We start from the raw sequence: 16870 nt of genomic DNA on the forward strand, positions 1-16870 counted from the left end.
GAGCAGGCTCGCTCCTACACTGGATCTGTGTCGCGCCGGAGATCCAATGTGGGAGATCAACCGACAGTGATGTATTGGTTTTTCTGGCCCCATCGCGAGCAGGCTCGCTCCCACACTGGATCTGTGTCGCGCCGGAGATTCAATGTGGGAGATCAACCGACAGTGATGTGTCGGTTTTTCTGACCCCATCGCGAGCAGGCTCGCTCCTACACTGGATCTGTATCGCGCCGGAGATCCAATGTGGGAGATCAACCGACAGGGATGTATTGTTTTTTCTGGCCCCATCGCGAGCAGGCTCGCTCCTACACTGGATTTGTGTCGCGCCGGAAATCCAGTGTGGGAGCGAGCCTGCTCGCGATAGGGCCCAGACAGACGCTATAAACTTTAATGCCTGGAGGGTATCGACTGCTTACGTCGGACACGTCTCCCGCCCATTATCGAGCCCTTGCTTGTAGCTATGGCTCTGCAGGCTCGCCTTGCCGTTATGCCAGGTCAGCGTGAGCACAAACAGCGAGTCGTAGTCGCTGGATTCCCAGTCTTCGGTGATCTTCTGTTTCTTTCCGACTGCATCTCCCGCGACCTTGTTGATCAGCTCGGGCAGGTAACCGTGGGACCAGGCGGTGTAGATGACCGAGTTGTGGTACTTGTCGTGGAGCAATTCATCGGCCAGGTCGCTGGTGTCGTTGGCTGAAAAGTTGATGTTCACCGGCAAGCCGAGCTTGATCGCGCTGGGGCTGATGGTCATCAGGGGGCGAATGTAGCTGTAGGAATTGTCCAGTTCGCCTTCCTCGACATTACGTGTCGGGTTGGCGGCAAAGACGTAATTGGCCTTGCCGAATTTTTCCGGCAGCAAGGTGGCCAGGTCGATGGCACGGTTCAGGCCCTGGCAGTTGAGCTGGCCTAGACCACCTTCGGGTTTTTCCGCGTGACGCAGGAATACCAGGGTCTGGGTGCCGTCTGCCGGTTGGGCGCGGCTTTCACTGGACTCCAGCGACAAAAACAACGCGCTCATCGCCAGCAGGGAGGGCAGGACGACATACGCGCGTTGCTTGAAGCGATCGGCAAATTTGAAAAGGGTCATCATTTAATAGGTGATCTTCAGCGCATTCGGTTAAGGCTGACAAACCTTTACACCACGAGCTCCCAGCATCGGGTGTTTTCCATGTCATTGGGCCGGTCCGTTTCCGAAAGGGCAGTTCTCAGAGTCCTCTGAAGCCCATTTGGTTCGATTCCGGCGAGTGCGCCGCAATGTACCGGTAACCTTGCATGGGTTGGAGCAGAGGTTATCGACAGGATGTTGCGGATTTATGGACACGGTACAGGTAGCGGCGCAGAACGATGACTGCAATGTTTTGATCTTCTTCATCAACAAGATTGATACGCAAAAAACCAGTCTCCTCCATTATGATCAGCGCTTACTGTTCACTGTGGATGCTCCCCATGACCGATCTGTCCGCGTTCCCGATTACCCAAAAATGGCCGGCCCAATACCCGGACTGGATTCAGCTGTACTCCTTGCCGACCCCCAATGGCGTCAAGGTCTCGATCATTCTCGAAGAGATCGGTCTGCCCTACGAACCCCATCGCGTGGGCTTCGACAGCAACGATCAGATGTCCCCCGAATTTCTGTCGCTGAACCCCAACAACAAGATCCCGGCGATCCTCGATCCCCACGGCCCTGATGACAAACCCCTGCCGCTGTTCGAGTCCGGGGCGATCCTGATTTACCTTGCCGACAAGAGCGGCCAGTTACTGGCGCAGGAGTCGGCGGCGCGTTACGAGACGATCCAGTGGCTGATGTTCCAGATGGGTGGCATCGGGCCGATGTTTGGCCAGCTCGGGTTCTTCAATAAGTTCGCCGGCAAGGACTACGAGGACAAACGTCCCCGTGACCGCTACGTCGACGAAAGCAAACGCCTGCTGAAAGTACTGGACAGCCGTCTGCAAGGGCGCGACTGGATCATGGGCGAACGCTACACCATTGCCGACATCGCGACCTTTCCGTGGGTGCGCAACCTGATCGGCTTCTATGAAGCTGGCGATCTGGTGGGCATCAAGGATTTCCCCAACGTCACGCGCGTGCTGGAGCGCTTCCTGGCGCGGCCGGCGGTGATACGCGGGCTGGAAATTCCCAAGTAGATATCTTCGACTCTCTCAAGACCAAGGCAGGCAATGAGCTCATTCGATTTCAAACAAGTAGATGTCTTCAGCCAGGTTGCACTCAAGGGCAATCCGTTGGCAGTCGTGTTCGACGCAGACAGGCTCAGCGATGAACGCATGGCGGCGTTCGCAAGCTGGACCAACCTCAGCGAAACCACATTCATCCTCGAACCGCGCGACCCTCGCGCCGACTATCGGGTACGGATCTTCACCACCCTCACCGAGTTGCCGTTCGCCGGTCACCCGACCTTGGGCACTTGCCATGCATGGCTTGAGGCCGGGGGCGTGCCCAAGGGCGAGGAGATCATTCAGGAGTGCGGCGTCGGTCTGGTGCGGGTCCGCAGGCAAGGCGCGGAGCTGGCCTTTCTCGCGCCGCCACTGATCAAGACAGGGCCGGTGGACGCTGACGTCGTCGAGCGTGTGCGCCGAGGGCTGCGACTGGAGCCGGGGGCGATTGTCCGGGCTCAATGGGTCGATAACGGTGCCGGCTGGTTGGCGGTGATGGTCGAGGACCGCCGACAGGTCCTGGATTTGCAGCCGGATCATTCACAGATGCTGGGCCTGGCCGTCGGCGTGATAGCGCCATGGCACCCTGAGCGCGATGGCGATGACGCGCAGTTTGAAGTGCGCGCTTTCATCTCCGGCGATGGCATGCCGGAAGACCCGGCTACCGGCAGCTTGAACGCCGGGATTGCGCAGTGGTTGCTTGCCGAAGGCCTGGCGCCGGCGTCCTACGTGGTCAGCCAGGGCCTGACCATGGGCCGCGCCGGGCGCATTCAGGTGGAGCAGGTGGGTGATGAGATCTGGATTGGTGGTTCGGTGGTGACCTGCATCAGCGGTGTGCTGGAAATCTAAAACTTGTGGGCGCGGGCTTGCTCGCGAAGGCGGTGCGTCAGATACATCTTTGTTGGATGTGCCGCCGTCTTCGCGAGCAAGCCCGCTCCCACAGGGAACCGCGTTATATCGCGCGATTATTGCGGCCTCGGTAACGCAGTCTTGGGCGATCGAGGTTTGTGCCCCGCGCCTTTGAGGGCATAAGCTTCGCCCCCTACGACTTTCATCTCGATCTCCGTTTTTCAGGAACCCCTCATGTCCAGCCAGTTCCCCGAAGCACGTCCACGCCGTCTGCGCCGCAATGCGAGCCTGCGCAGCCTGTTCCAGGAAACCGAGTTCAGTCTGAACGACCTGGTGCTGCCGATTTTCGTCGAGGAAGAAATCGATGACTTCGTGCCGATCAAAAGCATGCCCGGCGTGATGCGTATTCCAGAGTCGAAACTAGCCGGTGAGATCGAGCGTTACGCCCGCGCCGGGATCAAGTCGGTGATGACGTTCGGCGTGTCCCATCACCTGGACAGCAGTGGCAGCGACACCTGGAGCGACAACGGCCTGGTGTCGCGCATGTCGCGCATTGCCAAGGACGCGGTGCCGGAGATGATCGTGATGTCCGACACCTGCTTCTGCGAATACACCGACCACGGCCATTGTGGCGTGATGCACAACCATGAAGTCGACAACGACCAGACCCTGATCAACCTCGGCAAACAAGCCGTGGCGGCGGCACGGGCCGGTGCGGATGTGATTGCACCGTCAGCGGCCATGGACGGGCAGGTCCAGGCCATTCGCCGGGCCCTCGACCAAGCCGGTTTCACCCAGACCGCGATCATGGCCTATTCGACCAAATTTGCGTCTGCGCTCTACGGCCCGTTCCGCGAAGCTGGCGGCAGCGCGTTGAAAGGCGACCGCAAAAGCTACCAGATGAACCCGATGAACCGCCGCGAAGCGGTGCGCGAGTCTCTGATGGACGAGCAGGAAGGCGCCGATGCGCTGATGGTCAAACCGGCCGGCGCGTACCTGGACATCATCCGCGACATTCGCGAAGTGTCGCGTTTGCCGTTGTCGGCGTATCAGGTCAGCGGCGAGTACGCGATGATCAAATTCGCCGCGCAGGCCGGGGCGATTGATGAGGACCGCGTGGTGCGTGAAAGCCTTGGCGCGATCAAGCGGGCGGGGGCGGATCTGATCTTTACCTACTTCGCGATGGACCTGGCCCTGGCCGGGATCTAAGAAACACCTCGGAACCCCTGTAGGAGTGAGCCTGCTCGCGATGGCGTCTTGTCATTCGACCCATGTATTGACTGATACGCCGCCATCGCGAGCAGGCTCACTCCCACAGTAAATACTGGGGGCTCAGGGGCTGCCGAAAAACGGCCGGATCCCGTGCTCCTTGAAATACCGCTCAATCACCTTGGGGTCCGCCGAGCTGTCGGCAATCGCCACATACGTATCCGGACGCAGCAGATAAAAGCCGTTACGCCCCAACCCCGCCGCTTCAAACGCCGGCCGCCAGTCGAACACGTGCAACGGCAGGTGATGCTCGTGGCACCAGGCGATCATTTCGTCACTGGTGTCGCCATACACATGCACCTGCCAGGTCAGACACTTCAGCGATTCGAAATTGTCCCCCTCACCGTCGTGAGCCCAGGGCAGGCGGTCGCCGCCATGAACGTGGCCCGCGACCCCCGTGCTCAATGCTGTCCCACGATAGTTCAGGGTGATCTGCGACACCGTGCGAAACAGAAACTCGCGGGACGTTTCGAATGAGGCCATTTTAGGGATCAGGAACGGTGCCAGACGGGTGCGCAACAAATCGGCCATGCGCCCTTCGGCAGTCACGAAGGTGAAGACCCGGTCGGTGGTGGCCACCAGTTTGCGGGCGAAGGTGATGCGTTCGGTTTCGTAGGTGTCGAGCAGCGTGGCTGTGGCGCCGCCGCTCAAGACGGCCGCCAGCTTCCAGGCCAGGTTGATGGCATCGCCGATCCCGGTGTTCATGCCCTGACCGCCCGCCGGGCTGTGGACGTGGGCCGCGTCGCCCAATAGAAAGGCGCGACCGTTGCGAAAGTGATCCGCCACCCGATGATGCACACGATACGTCGAGAACCAGTTGACCTGCTCAATCTGCACCTTCAGGTGTTCGATGGCCCGACTGCTGACGTCGGCAAACCCGAGGGTTTCAGCACGGTCGGCGCGCTCGTCGCGCACGGTGCCGATCAAGCGGGCGCGGCCTTCGCCGGCTAACGGAAACACCGCGAGAAAGTCCGCTTCATCCAGGTCCAGGTGCAGTTCGCCGTTGAACGTCGGCCCGTGAGCCTGCACGTCCGCCACGTAGAAAACCTGCTGGTAGGTGCCGCCGGGAAAACCGGTGTCGAGGGTCTTGAGCACGATTGACCGGGCGCCGTCGCAACCCGCCAGGTAACACGCCTGGCAGATTTCCTGTTGGCCATCGTGCAAGCGCAGCCTTGCACTGATGCCATCGCCGGTCTCTTCAAAACCCTCCAGTTCGGTGCCGCGTTCGACCTTGATACCGAACCCTTCGAGGCGTTCAATCAGCAATTGTTCGTGCTCATCCTGAGGGAACATCTCGAGAAACGCGTAAGGCGTCAGCCCCTCGCCGATGCCGGTCAATGGCAAGCGCGCTACGGGCTCGCCCTTGACCCAGAAATTCGCTGCGTCCACCCGGTGGCCTTTTTGTACCACGGCATTGCTGAGATCGAGCTGACGGTAAAGCTCCAGCGTCCGTGCCTGGACCGCCAGCGCCCGGGACGTGGTGCCGGGGGCCGACGTCTTGTCGATAATCCTTACCCCAATCCCCAGTTTGCTCAGCCACAGCGCCAATACCAGCCCGGTCGGGCCGGCGCCGACGATCAGCACGTCGCTACGGTTCATGAGCCTGTCTCCTCGGTGTGTGGCACAAGTATGGTCCAGCACGGGGATATGAAAAGGCAGGCCGCCCAACGGAAAAGGCCCGCAACCGTGAAGTGGTGGGGGATGAAGGGGAACGGGGCGTTGCGGCAGCAGTCATAGCCTGCGCCATGCCTTTGATCGTATGGTTAACCCGGTTCAGAAGAGTTGATGGAGCACCATGCAAGCCAATCGATTGATCATGAGTCTCGCGGCGCTGCTGGTGCTGGCGGGTTGCGGCACCCAGCGCACTCAGGAGTTGCCGGCCCGCAAACCCGCCGAGGTCAAGGCCGAGATCGTGCGCCTGCTGCCAGCGAAAACCGTTGACCGCCAAGGCTGGGCCACGGACATCTACGCCGCTTTTGCCGCGCAGAACATCTATCCCTCCACGCAAAACCTGTGTTCGGTGCTCGCGGTCACCGAGCAAGAGTCGACCTTCCAGGTCGACCCACCCGTGCCGGGCCTGGGCAAGATCGCCCGCGAAGAGATCGACCGTCGTGCCGCTAAAGTCCATATCCCCAGCCTGCTGGTCAGCGGTGCACTGCAGGTCAGTTCATCCAACGGTAAAAGCTACAGCGACCGGCTGAATGCGGCGCGCAGCGAAAAAGAACTCAGCGCGATTTTCGATGACTTCATCGGCATTGTGCCCATGGGGCGGACCTTGTTTGGAGGGCTCAATCCGGTGCACACCGGTGGGCCGATGCAGGTCAGCATCGACTTCGCCGAGCAACAGGCACGGGATTATCCGTATCCGGTGAACGGCTCGATCCGTCGTGAAGTGTTCAGCCGTCGCGGCGGCATGTACTTCGGCATTGCTCACTTGCTCGGGTACCCGGTGAGCTACAAACAGCCGCTGTATCGCTTCGCCGATTTCAATGCCGGTTGGTACGCCAGCCGCAATGCGGCGTTTCAGAATGCGGTGAGTCGAGCGTCAGGCATCCCTTTGGCGCTGGATGGTGATCTGGTGCGCTATGACGCGATCATGCCGGGCACCACGGAATTGGCGGTGCGCAGCCTTGGCAAGCAATTGGGCATGCGCAACACGACCATTCGCGATCAATTGGAGGAGGGCAAAAACCTGCAGTTCGAGGACACCCAGCTTTATGCACGGGTGTTCGACCTGGCCGAGAAGGCGGAAGGTCGACCGTTGCCTCGTGCAGTGTTGCCGGGGATCGTGCTGCAAAGCCCGAAAATCACCCGCAAACTCACGACGGCGTGGTTTGCCAAGCGGGTGGATGAGCGTTATCAGCGCTGCATGACACGGGCGGGCAAGTGACCGGCTGCAAAAAACAGGCAAAAAAAACCCGGCTGATGAGGCCGGGTTTTTCATTGAGTACTGCGGTAAAACCCTTCATTTATACAGCGCGGCTTTCGATCAGGCGATCCGAACCACCTTCAGCGACGCGGTTTTCGATCAGACGATCCGAACCACCTTCAGCGACGCGGTTTTCGATCAGACGATCCGAACCACCTTCAGCGACGCGGTTTTCGATCAGACGATCCGAACCACCTTCAGCGACGCGGCTTTCGATCAGACGATCCGAACCACCTTCAGCAACGCGGTTTTCGATCAGACGATCGGAACCACCTTCAGCCACACGACTTTCGATCAGACGATCCGAGCCGCCTTCAGCGACAACCGGGTGAGCAGAAGAAGCGGCGAAAGCGTTAACTGCAAAAACCGAGAAAGCGATGCTGAGAAGGATTTGGCGTTTCATGATGGTGTGCTCCGGGGTGTAGTTGTTTGGTATGGAGGCGATGTTACGCCGCGGATTTTTTATGAGAACTTCATTGAGGTGATGGTGAACATCGACGGCATTGATAGGTGACACGATCCCCCTCACGCGGGCGTGATGGTTCAGTCGTCGGATGGCGGCGGCGGGGTCGATCGGCGCTTCTACACTGGATAGCTGGCGCGTGCCTTTGCCTTCGAGGAGTCGATCATGAGTGCCAGTTCCCATGCTCCCGAGCACACCGGCCTGCTGCTGGTGGATCCTTACAACGACTTCCTCAGCGAAGGCGGCAAACTGCATGGCCGCGCTCAACCGGTGGCTGACAGCGTCGGTACGCTGGCCAACCTGAAAACCGTGGTGGCGGCTGTTCGCAAGGCCGGCATCCAGGTTTTCTATGTTCCGCATCACCGCGCCGAGCCCGATGAACTGGCGCGCTGGAAACACCCCACTCCCTATCAACAAGGCGCCAGCCGTGCGCAAGTATTTGCCGCCGGAACCTGGGGCGGGGAATGGCACCCGGATTTCCAGCCACAGGCCGGTGACGTGGTCGTCAAGGAACACTGGGGCGGCAGTGGTTTTGCCAACACCGATCTGGACTATCTGCTCAAACAGCACGGGATCAACAAGGTTGTGGTGGTGGGGATGCTCGCCAATACGTGCATCGAAAGCACCGCCAGGTTCGCCGCCGAACTGGGCTATCACGTCACGCTGGTGCGCGACGCCACGGCCGCGTTCAGTGCCGAGGCCATGCACGCCGCGCATGAGATCAATGGACCGACGTATGCCCACTCGATTGTCACGACGGCGGAGTTGATCGCGGCGCTCGGTTGATCGCGCTCAGATGACTTTCACTGCCCGACCGATGAATTGAATCGGCCCGGTCGGCTTGCCGATCGGTGAGCCCTGCGGATTTTCCAGGGTCAGCTCGAACAGTTGATTGGGTTGCAGTGGCGGCAATTTGTCGAGCGGAATCGATAGGGTCTGTCCCGGTTTGACCAAGCCCAGAGACACCGGTCCTTGCCAGTCATCGGCCTTGGTCCAGAACTCGAGCGCCTTGTCGGCCGGGACCTCAATGACACCCAGCGGAATCAGCTGGATTTCCCTCGGGTTGCTGGCCTGGATCACCCAGCCAGGAGCCTTGTCCTGAGGACCGACCAACACCACCAGGTAGGTAGGCTTGACGGTGGTTTGCGTCAGCATCAAGGCGCCGAGCAGCAACGTGGCCGCCAGCCCTGCACCGGCGAGCCCGCGCCAGAGCGGCAACAGATTCCACCAGGATAAAGACTGAGCCGCGATGAGCGACGGTGGCCGTGTCACCTTGTTCACGCTGCGCTCGATACGCTGCCAAAGGTAGGGTGACGGCGGGTGAGGTTCTGCCAGATCGGTCAGGCCGAGCAGGCGACGCTCCCAGGCGTCCACGGCGGCCCGCAAATCAGGTTCGTCGCGCAGGCGCTGTCGGACCTGGGTGCGAAGCTCTGCGGACAGGGTGCCCAACACATATTCGCTGGCCAGTTCGTCGAGTTCTTCCGGGGTTTCATTCGTCGGTTTGCTGATCATCCCATGCACTCCCGCAGTGCCGTCAGGCTCCGCTTGATCCAGGCTTTGACGGTGCCCAGCGGGGTGCCGAGTTTGTGTGAGATTTCAGTATGAGAATATCCGTCGACGTAGGCATGCAGGATACAGGCGCGCCTTGCAGGCTCCAGTTGTTCCAGGCACTGATGAATGCGCCCGGAATGAGCCTGGGCATCGAAGGTTGCCGTGTCGTCCACCCCATCGAAATCACCTTGAATCTCGCGGCTGTTGTCACGGATGAAATTCAGGGCCAGATGTCGCGTCAAACTGAATATCCAGCCCCGCGCCGATCCTCGCGCCGGGTCGAACTGCGCGGCGCCATTCCATATCTTGATGAAGGCATCGTGGACGATGTCTTCCGCCAGCGCAGTGTCACGCACCAGGCGTTTGGCAACGCCCAGCAGGCGCGGACTCTCCTGCACATACAAATCACGCAGGGCCTGACGCTCACCGCGGGCGCAGGCGGCGATATGGGCTTCGTAATCGAAAAGAGTTTCGGGTAAGGACACTGAGTTCAGCCGTCAATAATGGGCAGCAGCCCCGGGCCATCGGACCGGGGCCAATGCTGAGCAGCGTAGACCAATTTCCCGCAGGCCTGGTGTCAGTTGGCCGCCCAGAAAATATAATCCGCCTGGTACTTCACCACTTCTTGCTTGCCCTTGTTGGCCGCCGAGCATTCAGCGCTCGGAGCCACGCCACCTTTGAGGGCGACGCGCTGGATGTAGCTGACGCCGGTCATTGCGCCTTTTCCTTCGGCCGGGTTGGCCTTGACCAATTGATAGGGCAGGTTGCCCGGACTCGAAGGCGCGACAGCCAGTTGAGTGCCGGTGACTTTCGAACCGTCTTTCGCCTGCCAGGTGGCAGGCGGTCCGAAATAGGTGCCGACCTGTTTGCCGCTGCGATCATTGAGTACCGCTTTGGGGCCGACAAAGAACCATTCGGTCTGGCCGGCGGCATTGACCTTGTCACGGCATTCGTAAGTGATCTCGCCGACACCGGTGGTTTCCAGGGCGACCTTGTGCCCGTCCGGGACCTTGATGCTGTCGGGCAGACCTGACTGGGCGTAGGCCATTGGGCCCGCGACGAACAAACCGGCAAGGCAAATCAGCTGTTTGGCATTCATGAATAGCGCTCCGTAAATGAGTAATCTGCTCGGCAGCCTCAGGGGCTGCTACTGGTACTACCCATCGGAAAGCGATTTGGATGCAGTGGCATAAAAAGAAATTTTCCAGCATGGTCAGTATCAGATGCTACAAAGAGACACTCTTGAAGGGGGGTGCTTATGTACCAGCTCTACGGACACCAGAATTCCGGCGCCGCCGCGATAGAGGCCGCCCTCGAACTCTGTGAAATCCCTTATCGTTTTATCGACGTCGAGTCGTCTGCGGAGGCTGCCAAAGCCCTGGAGAAACTCAACCCGCTCAAGCAGATTCCCACCTTGCAATTGCCCGACGGCAGCGTCCTCACCGAAAGCGCGGCGATCCTGATTCATCTGGGGCTCGCGTTTCCCGAGTCAAACCTGCTGTCGAACACGCCCGCCGAGCGTGATCAAGCGATCCGGGGCCTGGTGTACATCGTCAGCAATTGCTATGCGGCCATCGGCATCATCGATTACCCCGAGCGCTGGCTGATCGAGCCGAATCAATCGGCCATGGAAAACCTCATGGCCGGCGCCCGTCGACGGTTGCACTGGAGTTGGGAGGTGTTTGCCGATCAGTTCTCGGGCGAGTTGTACCTGGACGACGAGACGCCTGGGGCACTGGATGTGCTGGCGGCGGTGGTGACGCGATGGGCGGGCAGTCGTGAGCATCTGCGCAATGCCCGACCCGGTTTTTATGCGTGGCTGACGCGAATCGACCGCCACCCGACGCTGGCACCGGTTTTCGCCCGGCATTGGCCAACCTGAAAACCAGGCAAATCAAAAGTGGGAGCGAGCCTGCTCGCTCCCACAGGGGAACTGCGTAACTTCAGAGTCACTCGCCGCGAATGTACTGCTCCAACTGGCGAATCAATTCAGCCTGTTCGGCGATGGCTTCCTTGACCAGGTCACCGATCGACAGCAAGCCGATCAACTTGCCGTTTTCCACCACAGGCAGGTGGCGCAGGCGTCTGTCGGACATGATGCCCAGGCAGGTATCAACGGTTTGATGGGTGTCCACGGTGATCACCGGCGACACCATGATGTCGCGAACCGGCGTGCCCACCGAAGAACGGCCATGCAGCACCAGTTTGCGCGCGTAGTCCCGCTCGCTGATGATCCCCAGCACTTCGTCATTCTCCACCACCAACAAGGCGCCGACGTTCTTTTCGGCCATCTTCATCAGGGCTTCGAGCACCATGTGATCGGGTTTGATCTGGTGCACTTCCTGATTTTTCTGATCTTTCAACTTGAGCAGTTGGGCGACGGTTTTCATGATGGCTTCTCAGGTGTTGTCGTTGTTATTGAAGAATCGTAGACCCAGGCGCCGAGGGCAAGGCGGAAAGCGGCAGATAACGCGCAAAAAACGTCATTCGGTGGATTTTCTTCGATTAACCGGAAGTTTTTCGCTGATCCATGGGCTGAACCCAGCCCCCTGTGGGAGTGAGCCTGCTCGCGATAGCGCAGGGTCGGCCAATACAAGCGGCGACGGATGCACCGCCATCGCGAGCAGGCTCGCTCCCAAAGGGGTTGCATTCAGCTCAGAGAGGGCTATCCCCCGCGATGACGCGTAGAATTGCCGCTTGAATGAAATCTTGAGGTTGCAGTGGTGGATTTACAGCAGGGCTTCGTCCTGACCCGGCATTGGCGCGACACCCCGGCCGGTACGCAAGTCGAGTTCTGGCTGGCGACCGACGCCGGTCCCCAACGTATCCGTCTGCCACATCAACCGTCGGTGGCATTTATCCCGGCGGCCCGGCGCGAGCAAGCCGAGGCTGTTTTGCGCGGCGAAAAAAATGTCGAGCTCAAGCCATTGGCCCTTCAGGATTTCGAGCACCGCCCGGTGCTCGGCCTGTATTGCCAGCAACACGGTCAGTTGATGCGCCTGGAAACCGCGCTGCGCAAAGCCGGCGTCGAGATGTTCGAAGCTGACGTGCGCCCGCCGGAACGCTACATGATGGAGCGCTTCATCACCGCGCCGGTCCTTTTTGGTGGCACGCCAGGGTCCGAAGGCCTGCTGCTCGACGCGCAGATGAAACCCGCTCCCGACTACCGGCCTAACCTCAGGCTGGTGTCTCTGGACATCGAAACCACGGCTCAGGGCGAGTTGTATTCCATTGCCCTGGAAGGCTGCGGCGAGCGCCAGGTCTACATGCTTGGTCCGCCCAATGGCGATGACAGCGCGGTGGATTTCCAGCTCGACTACTGCGACTCACGAACCGTCCTGCTGAAAAAGCTCAACGAATGGTTCGCCCGCCATGACCCCGACGCGATCATTGGCTGGAACGTCGTGCAGTTCGACCTGCGCGTGCTGCACCAGCACGCCCGTCAGCTGGGTGTACCGCTGAAACTGGGGCGCGGCGGCGAAGAAATGCAATGGCGCGAGCACGGCAGCCGCAACCATTACTTCGCCTCCGCCGCCGGCCGGTTGATCATCGACGGCATCGAATCCCTGCGCTCGGCGACCTGGAGCTTCCCCTCGTTCAGCCTGGAAAACGTCGCGCAAACCCTGCTCGGCGAGGGCAAGGCGATCAGCACGCCGTACCAGCGCATGGACGAAATCAACCGCATGTTCGCCGAGGACAAGCCGGCACTCGCCACGTACAACCTCAAGGACTGCGAGCTGGTGACGCGGATTTTCGCCAAGACCCAACTGCTGACCTTCCTCCTGGAACGGGCCAGCGTTACTGGTTTGCCGGCGGACCGCAGTGGCGGCTCGGTGGCGGCGTTCACCCACCTGTACATGCCGCTGATGCACCGACAGGGGTTTGTCGCGCCGAATCTGGGCAACAAGCCCGCGCAGGCCAGCCCCGGCGGTTTTGTCATGGATTCGCAGCCGGGCTTGTACGAGTCGGTGCTGGTACTCGACTACAAAAGCCTCTATCCGTCGATTATCCGCACTTTCCTGATTGATCCGGTCGGGCTGATCGAAGGCTTGCAGCATCCCGAAGACAGCGAGTCCGTGCCGGGTTTTCGCGGTGCGCGTTTTTCCAGGACCCGGCATTGCCTGCCGGCGATCGTCGCGCGGGTAGCCGAAGGCCGCGAGACCGCCAAGCGCGAGCACAACGCGCCGTTGTCGCAAGCGCTGAAGATCATCATGAACGCCTTCTATGGAGTGCTCGGTTCCAGCGGCTGTCGCTTCTTCGATACGCGTCTGGCGTCGTCCATCACCTTGCGCGGCCACGAGATCATGCTGCGCACCCGGCAGCTGATCGAAGCCCAGGGGCACACGGTGATTTACGGCGACACCGATTCGACGTTCGTCTGGCTGCGTCGTGCCCACGGCCAGGAAGAGGCCGCGCAGATCGGCCGCGCGCTGGTGGACCACGTCAACCAATGGTGGCGCGAACATGTGCAACAGGAATACGGGCTGGAAAGCGCCCTGGAATTGCAGTTCGAGACCCACTACAAACGCTTTCTGATGCCGACGATTCGCGGCGCCGAGGAGGGCAGCAAGAAGCGTTACGCCGGGCTGGTCACCCGCGCCGATGGCACTGACGAAATGGTCTACAAGGGCCTGGAAACCGTGCGCACCGACTGGTCGCCGCTGGCCCGGCAATTCCAGCAGGAACTGTACTCACGGATTTTCCATCGTCAGCCGTATCAGGATTACGTGCGCGACTACGTGCGCAAGACCCTGGCCGGCGAGTTCGACGACCGCCTGATCTACCGCAAGCGCCTGCGCCGTACTCTGGATGATTACGAACGCAATGTGCCGCCCCACGTCCGTGCGGCGCGGATCGCTGATGACTACAACGACCAGCAGGGCCGCCCCAGGCAATACCAGAACGGCGGCTGGATCAGCTACGTGATCAGCGTCGCCGGGCCCGAACCGCTGGAGATTCGCAGCGCGCCCATCGACTACGACCATTACGTCACCCGGCAATTGCAACCGGTGGCGGATGCGATTCTGCCCTTCGTGGACGACGACTTTTCAACCTTGATTGGTGGGCAACTGGGCTTGTTTTGAGTCCAGCAGCTGCAGCGTCCAGTCATCCCGTATGCCGTGAAAGTATGATCCAGTGCCTTATGGAACACGCTGCCCTTGGGGGCGATTTGGGCGAACAGGGTCATCGACGAGTGAAACTTGAGGTTGTCGGGATGTCCGAAAATCTCGGCGATCGAGCGTTGTTTGATGTCCAGGACCAATTGAGTGCAGGTTCGCAGTCGAGCGCCCAGCGTTGGATGCTCAAGGTAGGCCATGGCTTCCTCGCGGGAGCGGATCGCGTAATGTCGAGACATCTGGCTACCGCCCAATCCGGCGAACTGCGGAAAAACGAACCACATCCAGTGCCGGCGCTTGCGGCCGGCTTTCAACTCTTCCCGGACCCACTCGAACACGGGGTCTTGTGCTTGCACAAAGCGTGGCAAATTGAAGTCGTCGAGCTGATCAGTGCTTCTCATGCAGAAGCCCTCTGACAGTACCGCGATGGCTTAGACCATGGCCAACCGGTGCTTGCGTTGTGGCGCGTGAAACGCGTGGTCCAGCGCCTTCAAGTCCTCGTCGTCGAGCCGCAGTTGTGCGGCCTGCGCATTCAGTTGCACATGTTCAGGAGCGACCGCTTTGGGGATGGCGATCACGCTTGTCTGTCGCAGAATCCATGCCAGTGCTATCTGAGCCGGCGTCGCGGCGTGACGGGCGGCAATCTGCCTGAGCGCCGGATGGGTCAGCATCGTTCCTCCCTGACCGATGGGACAGTATGCCATCAACGGCTGCTGATGCTGTTGACACCAGGGCAGAAGATCAAATTCGATGCCGCGCTCTTCCAGGTTGTACAGCACCTGGTTGGTAGCGCAGGCCGGTGAGTTCAATTCCTCCAGGTCGTCAACGTCGAAATTGGACACGCCCCAACGGCCGATTTTGCCGTCTTCTCGCAGGCGTTCGAAGGCTGCGACGGTTTCCTCGAGCGGATACCGGCCGCGCCAATGCAGCAGGTATAAATCGATGTAATCGGTGTTCAAGCGCCGCAGGCTGCGTTCGCAGGCCTGGGGGATGCCTTTGCGGCTGGCGTTGTGCGGGTAGACCTTGCTGACCAGGAAGACCTTGTCGCGCAGGCCTGTTATGGCTTCACCCACCACTTCCTCCGCGCCGCCTTCGGCATACATCTCGGCGGTGTCAATCAGGGTCATGCCCAGCTCGATGCCCAGGCGCAGCGCGGCGACTTCCTTGTTGTGTTGCGAGGGATCTTCGCCCATGCGCCAGGTGCCTTGACCGATGACCGGTACGTCGACGCCGGCCAGTTCGAGGGTCCGCATGAAAACCTCCTTTTTCGAATCGATAGATACTCTCCAGTTGGCAGCAGAATACCCCGGTGGTTCCGTGGACGTGTAGCAGCTGCTCGGCAGCTGCTTGATTGTGGGGGGATGTTTAGTGGGCCGAAAACTTCAGCACAGTGCTTTGGGTATAGGTCTTGCCCGGGTCAAGTCGGGTGGACGGGAAGTTCGGCTGGTTCGGTGAGTCCGGGTAGTGCTGGGTCTCGAGGGTAAACGCGCCCCAATGCGGATAAACCTTGCCGCCCTTGCCCTTGACCGTGCCATCGAGGAAGTTGCTGGTGTAGAACTGCACGCCGGGTTCGGTGGTGTAGAGCTGCAAGCGGCGCCCGGAGAGTGGGTCGTTGACATCGGCCGCCAGCTTGCCCACATCACCCTTGGCGTCCAGGGCCCAGTTGAAGTCAAAGCCGCCCTGTTTCGGCTCGGCGAATTTCAGTTGCGGGTGATCGGCCTTGATGTTTTTGCCGATGGCGGTGGGTTGTGTGAAGTCCATCGGCGTACCCGCGACCGGGGCCAGTTCGCCGGTCGGAATCAGTTTGGCGGTGACCGGTGTGTAATGGGTCGAATGCAGGGTGACGAGCTGTTTCAGAACATCCCCGTTGCCCGCGCCGGCGAGGTTGAAATAGCTGTGATTGGTCAGGTTCAGTACGGTCGGTTTATCAGTGCTGGCCTTGTAGTCGATGCGCAGTTCATTGTTCTCGGTGAGGCTGTAAGTGACCTCGGTCTTGAGGTTGCCGGGGAAGCCCATTTCGCCGTCCGCCGACAGATAGGTCAGGGTAACGCCCACCGAATCCTTGCCTTTGCTCGGCTGAGCTTTCCACACGTGCTTGTCAAACCCCTGCGGGCCGCCGTGCAGCGAGTTGGAGCCGTCGTTGAGCGGCACCTGATAGCGTTTGCCGTCCAGTTCGAACGCGCCGTTGGCCAGGCGATTGCCGAAACGCCCGATGGTCGCGCCAAAGTAAGCGGTGCCACTCTGATAGCCCTGGACATCGTCAAAACCCAGCACCACGTCGTCGAGCTTGCCGTTTTTGTCCGGCACCTTCAGCGACTGCAAAATGCCGCCGTAGGTAATGATGGTGGCTTGCAGGCCATGGCTGTTGCGCAAGACGTATTGCTCGACGGGTGTGCCGTCGTTGGTCTTGCCGAAGGCTTTGTGTTCGCTGGACAGGCCAGCCGCTTGAGTGGGGAGAGTGGCGATCATCAGGGACAGTCCGAGGCCGGAGAGCAGGTGTCGGGAGTGCAGCATGGTTGACCTTCC

General features: G+C 60.3%; 16 protein-coding genes and 1 pseudogene. 7 read left to right on the forward strand and 10 right to left on the reverse strand.

Features of this window, described 5'->3' with window-relative positions; translation table 11 throughout:
* Positions 1–409: 409 nt before the first annotated feature.
* On the reverse strand, positions 410–1081 hold the full coding sequence (locus tag RHP74_RS09860) for a histidine phosphatase family protein (RefSeq protein WP_311100451.1): 672 nt from the start codon (positions 1079–1081) through the stop codon (positions 410–412).
* 359 nt (positions 1082–1440) lie between these two features.
* Between RHP74_RS09860 and RHP74_RS09865 the strand changes: the two genes are divergently transcribed.
* From RHP74_RS09865 to hemB, 3 genes are all read left to right on the forward strand, one after another.
* Positions 1441–2139 carry a glutathione binding-like protein gene (locus RHP74_RS09865; RefSeq protein ID WP_311099158.1) on the forward strand — a complete coding sequence of 233 codons (699 nt, stop codon included), beginning with the start codon at positions 1441–1443 and terminating at the stop codon, positions 2137–2139.
* Between the two features lie 33 nt (positions 2140–2172).
* Positions 2173–3015, forward strand: a complete 843-nt coding sequence (locus RHP74_RS09870; RefSeq protein ID WP_169857397.1) for a PhzF family phenazine biosynthesis protein — start codon at positions 2173–2175, stop codon at positions 3013–3015.
* Between the two features lie 234 nt (positions 3016–3249).
* A complete protein-coding gene (hemB, locus tag RHP74_RS09875; protein WP_077750523.1) occupies positions 3250–4224 on the forward strand; it encodes a porphobilinogen synthase in 975 nt (324 codons plus the stop codon).
* A gap of 123 nt (positions 4225–4347) precedes the next feature.
* On the opposite strand, the gene RHP74_RS09880 is transcribed toward hemB, so the two are convergent.
* Positions 4348–5883 (reverse strand): FAD-dependent monooxygenase, encoded by a 1536-nt coding sequence (locus RHP74_RS09880; protein WP_311099162.1) that lies wholly within the window; start codon positions 5881–5883, stop codon positions 4348–4350.
* A gap of 196 nt (positions 5884–6079) precedes the next feature.
* On the opposite strand from RHP74_RS09880, the gene RHP74_RS09885 reads away from it, so the two are divergent.
* Positions 6080–7174: a DUF1615 domain-containing protein gene (locus RHP74_RS09885; RefSeq protein ID WP_077750525.1), complete on the forward strand. Its 1095-nt coding sequence runs from the start codon at positions 6080–6082 to the stop codon at positions 7172–7174.
* A gap of 79 nt (positions 7175–7253) precedes the next feature.
* Here the strand turns inward: RHP74_RS09885 and RHP74_RS09890 are convergent, their stop codons facing one another.
* Positions 7254–7616 (reverse strand): hypothetical protein, encoded by a 363-nt coding sequence (locus tag RHP74_RS09890; RefSeq protein ID WP_311099164.1) that lies wholly within the window; start codon positions 7614–7616, stop codon positions 7254–7256.
* A 225-nt stretch (positions 7617–7841) separates the two neighbouring features.
* Here RHP74_RS09890 and RHP74_RS09895 point away from each other — a divergent pair, with 225 nt between their 5' ends.
* Positions 7842–8462 carry an isochorismatase family cysteine hydrolase gene (locus RHP74_RS09895; protein ID WP_311099165.1) on the forward strand — a complete coding sequence of 207 codons (621 nt, stop codon included), beginning with the start codon at positions 7842–7844 and terminating at the stop codon, positions 8460–8462.
* A 6-nt stretch (positions 8463–8468) separates the two neighbouring features.
* Here the strand turns inward: RHP74_RS09895 and RHP74_RS09900 are convergent, their stop codons facing one another.
* From RHP74_RS09900 to RHP74_RS09910, 3 genes are all read right to left on the reverse strand, one after another.
* Positions 8469–9188, reverse strand: a complete 720-nt coding sequence (locus RHP74_RS09900; RefSeq protein WP_077750019.1) for an anti-sigma factor domain-containing protein — start codon at positions 9186–9188, stop codon at positions 8469–8471.
* Positions 9185–9712, reverse strand: coding sequence for a sigma-70 family RNA polymerase sigma factor (locus tag RHP74_RS09905; RefSeq protein ID WP_010458612.1), 528 nt, complete (start codon positions 9710–9712; stop codon positions 9185–9187). The genes RHP74_RS09900 and RHP74_RS09905 overlap by 4 nt, the downstream gene beginning before the upstream one ends.
* Before the next feature lie 92 nt (positions 9713–9804).
* Positions 9805–10326 (reverse strand): DUF3455 domain-containing protein, encoded by a 522-nt coding sequence (locus RHP74_RS09910; RefSeq protein ID WP_200668088.1) that lies wholly within the window; start codon positions 10324–10326, stop codon positions 9805–9807.
* 159 nt (positions 10327–10485) lie between these two features.
* Between RHP74_RS09910 and RHP74_RS09915 the strand changes: the two genes are divergently transcribed.
* Positions 10486–11109, forward strand: a complete 624-nt coding sequence (locus tag RHP74_RS09915; protein WP_010458616.1) for a glutathione S-transferase — start codon at positions 10486–10488, stop codon at positions 11107–11109.
* 67 nt (positions 11110–11176) lie between these two features.
* On the opposite strand, the gene RHP74_RS09920 is transcribed toward RHP74_RS09915, so the two are convergent.
* A complete protein-coding gene (locus RHP74_RS09920; RefSeq protein WP_007944798.1) occupies positions 11177–11617 on the reverse strand; it encodes a CBS domain-containing protein in 441 nt (146 codons plus the stop codon).
* 333 nt (positions 11618–11950) lie between these two features.
* Here RHP74_RS09920 and RHP74_RS09925 point away from each other — a divergent pair, with 333 nt between their 5' ends.
* A complete protein-coding gene (locus RHP74_RS09925; RefSeq protein WP_311099170.1) occupies positions 11951–14311 on the forward strand; it encodes a DNA polymerase II in 2361 nt (786 codons plus the stop codon).
* Here the strand turns inward: RHP74_RS09925 and RHP74_RS09930 are convergent.
* The 3 genes and pseudogenes from RHP74_RS09930 to RHP74_RS09940 all read right to left on the reverse strand — a co-directional run bounded on the left by RHP74_RS09930 (position 14276) and on the right by RHP74_RS09940 (position 16858).
* Positions 14276–14745 (reverse strand): annotated as a pseudogene (locus RHP74_RS09930) (DUF1810 domain-containing protein). The gene RHP74_RS09925 and the pseudogene RHP74_RS09930 overlap by 36 nt on opposite strands.
* 30 nt (positions 14746–14775) lie before the next feature.
* Positions 14776–15597: an aldo/keto reductase gene (locus RHP74_RS09935; protein ID WP_304756920.1), complete on the reverse strand. Its 822-nt coding sequence runs from the start codon at positions 15595–15597 to the stop codon at positions 14776–14778.
* 112 nt (positions 15598–15709) lie between these two features.
* Positions 15710–16858, reverse strand: a complete 1149-nt coding sequence (locus RHP74_RS09940; protein WP_282410581.1) for an aldose epimerase family protein — start codon at positions 16856–16858, stop codon at positions 15710–15712.
* Positions 16859–16870 lie beyond the last annotated feature (12 nt).

Source organism: Pseudomonas sp. SG20052 (genome assembly GCF_031766055.1).
GTDB lineage: Bacteria > Pseudomonadota > Gammaproteobacteria > Pseudomonadales > Pseudomonadaceae > Aquipseudomonas > Aquipseudomonas mandelii.

What these genes read in the sequence shown, in the direction of transcription:
- RHP74_RS09910 (WP_200668088.1), bottom strand. Translation starts at nt 10,326, where the DNA reads ATGAATGCCAAACAGCTGATTTGCCTTGCCGGTTTGTTCGTCGCGGGC.
- RHP74_RS09880 (WP_311099162.1), bottom strand. Translation starts at nt 5,883, where the DNA reads ATGAACCGTAGCGACGTGCTGATCGTCGGCGCCGGCCCGACCGGGCTG.
- RHP74_RS09900 (WP_077750019.1), bottom strand. Translation starts at nt 9,188, where the DNA reads ATGATCAGCAAACCGACGAATGAAACCCCGGAAGAACTCGACGAACTG.
- RHP74_RS09860 (WP_311100451.1), bottom strand. Translation starts at nt 1,081, where the DNA reads ATGACCCTTTTCAAATTTGCCGATCGCTTCAAGCAACGCGCGTATGTC.
- RHP74_RS09865 (WP_311099158.1), top strand. Translation starts at nt 1,441, where the DNA reads ATGACCGATCTGTCCGCGTTCCCGATTACCCAAAAATGGCCGGCCCAA.
- RHP74_RS09935 (WP_304756920.1), bottom strand. Translation starts at nt 15,597, where the DNA reads ATGCGGACCCTCGAACTGGCCGGCGTCGACGTACCGGTCATCGGTCAA.
- RHP74_RS09920 (WP_007944798.1), bottom strand. Translation starts at nt 11,617, where the DNA reads ATGAAAACCGTCGCCCAACTGCTCAAGTTGAAAGATCAGAAAAATCAG.
- RHP74_RS09890 (WP_311099164.1), bottom strand. Translation starts at nt 7,616, where the DNA reads ATGAAACGCCAAATCCTTCTCAGCATCGCTTTCTCGGTTTTTGCAGTT.
- RHP74_RS09885 (WP_077750525.1), top strand. Translation starts at nt 6,080, where the DNA reads ATGCAAGCCAATCGATTGATCATGAGTCTCGCGGCGCTGCTGGTGCTG.
- RHP74_RS09940 (WP_282410581.1), bottom strand. Translation starts at nt 16,858, where the DNA reads ATGCTGCACTCCCGACACCTGCTCTCCGGCCTCGGACTGTCCCTGATG.
- RHP74_RS09915 (WP_010458616.1), top strand. Translation starts at nt 10,486, where the DNA reads ATGTACCAGCTCTACGGACACCAGAATTCCGGCGCCGCCGCGATAGAG.
- RHP74_RS09895 (WP_311099165.1), top strand. Translation starts at nt 7,842, where the DNA reads ATGAGTGCCAGTTCCCATGCTCCCGAGCACACCGGCCTGCTGCTGGTG.
- RHP74_RS09870 (WP_169857397.1), top strand. Translation starts at nt 2,173, where the DNA reads ATGAGCTCATTCGATTTCAAACAAGTAGATGTCTTCAGCCAGGTTGCA.
- hemB (WP_077750523.1), top strand. Translation starts at nt 3,250, where the DNA reads ATGTCCAGCCAGTTCCCCGAAGCACGTCCACGCCGTCTGCGCCGCAAT.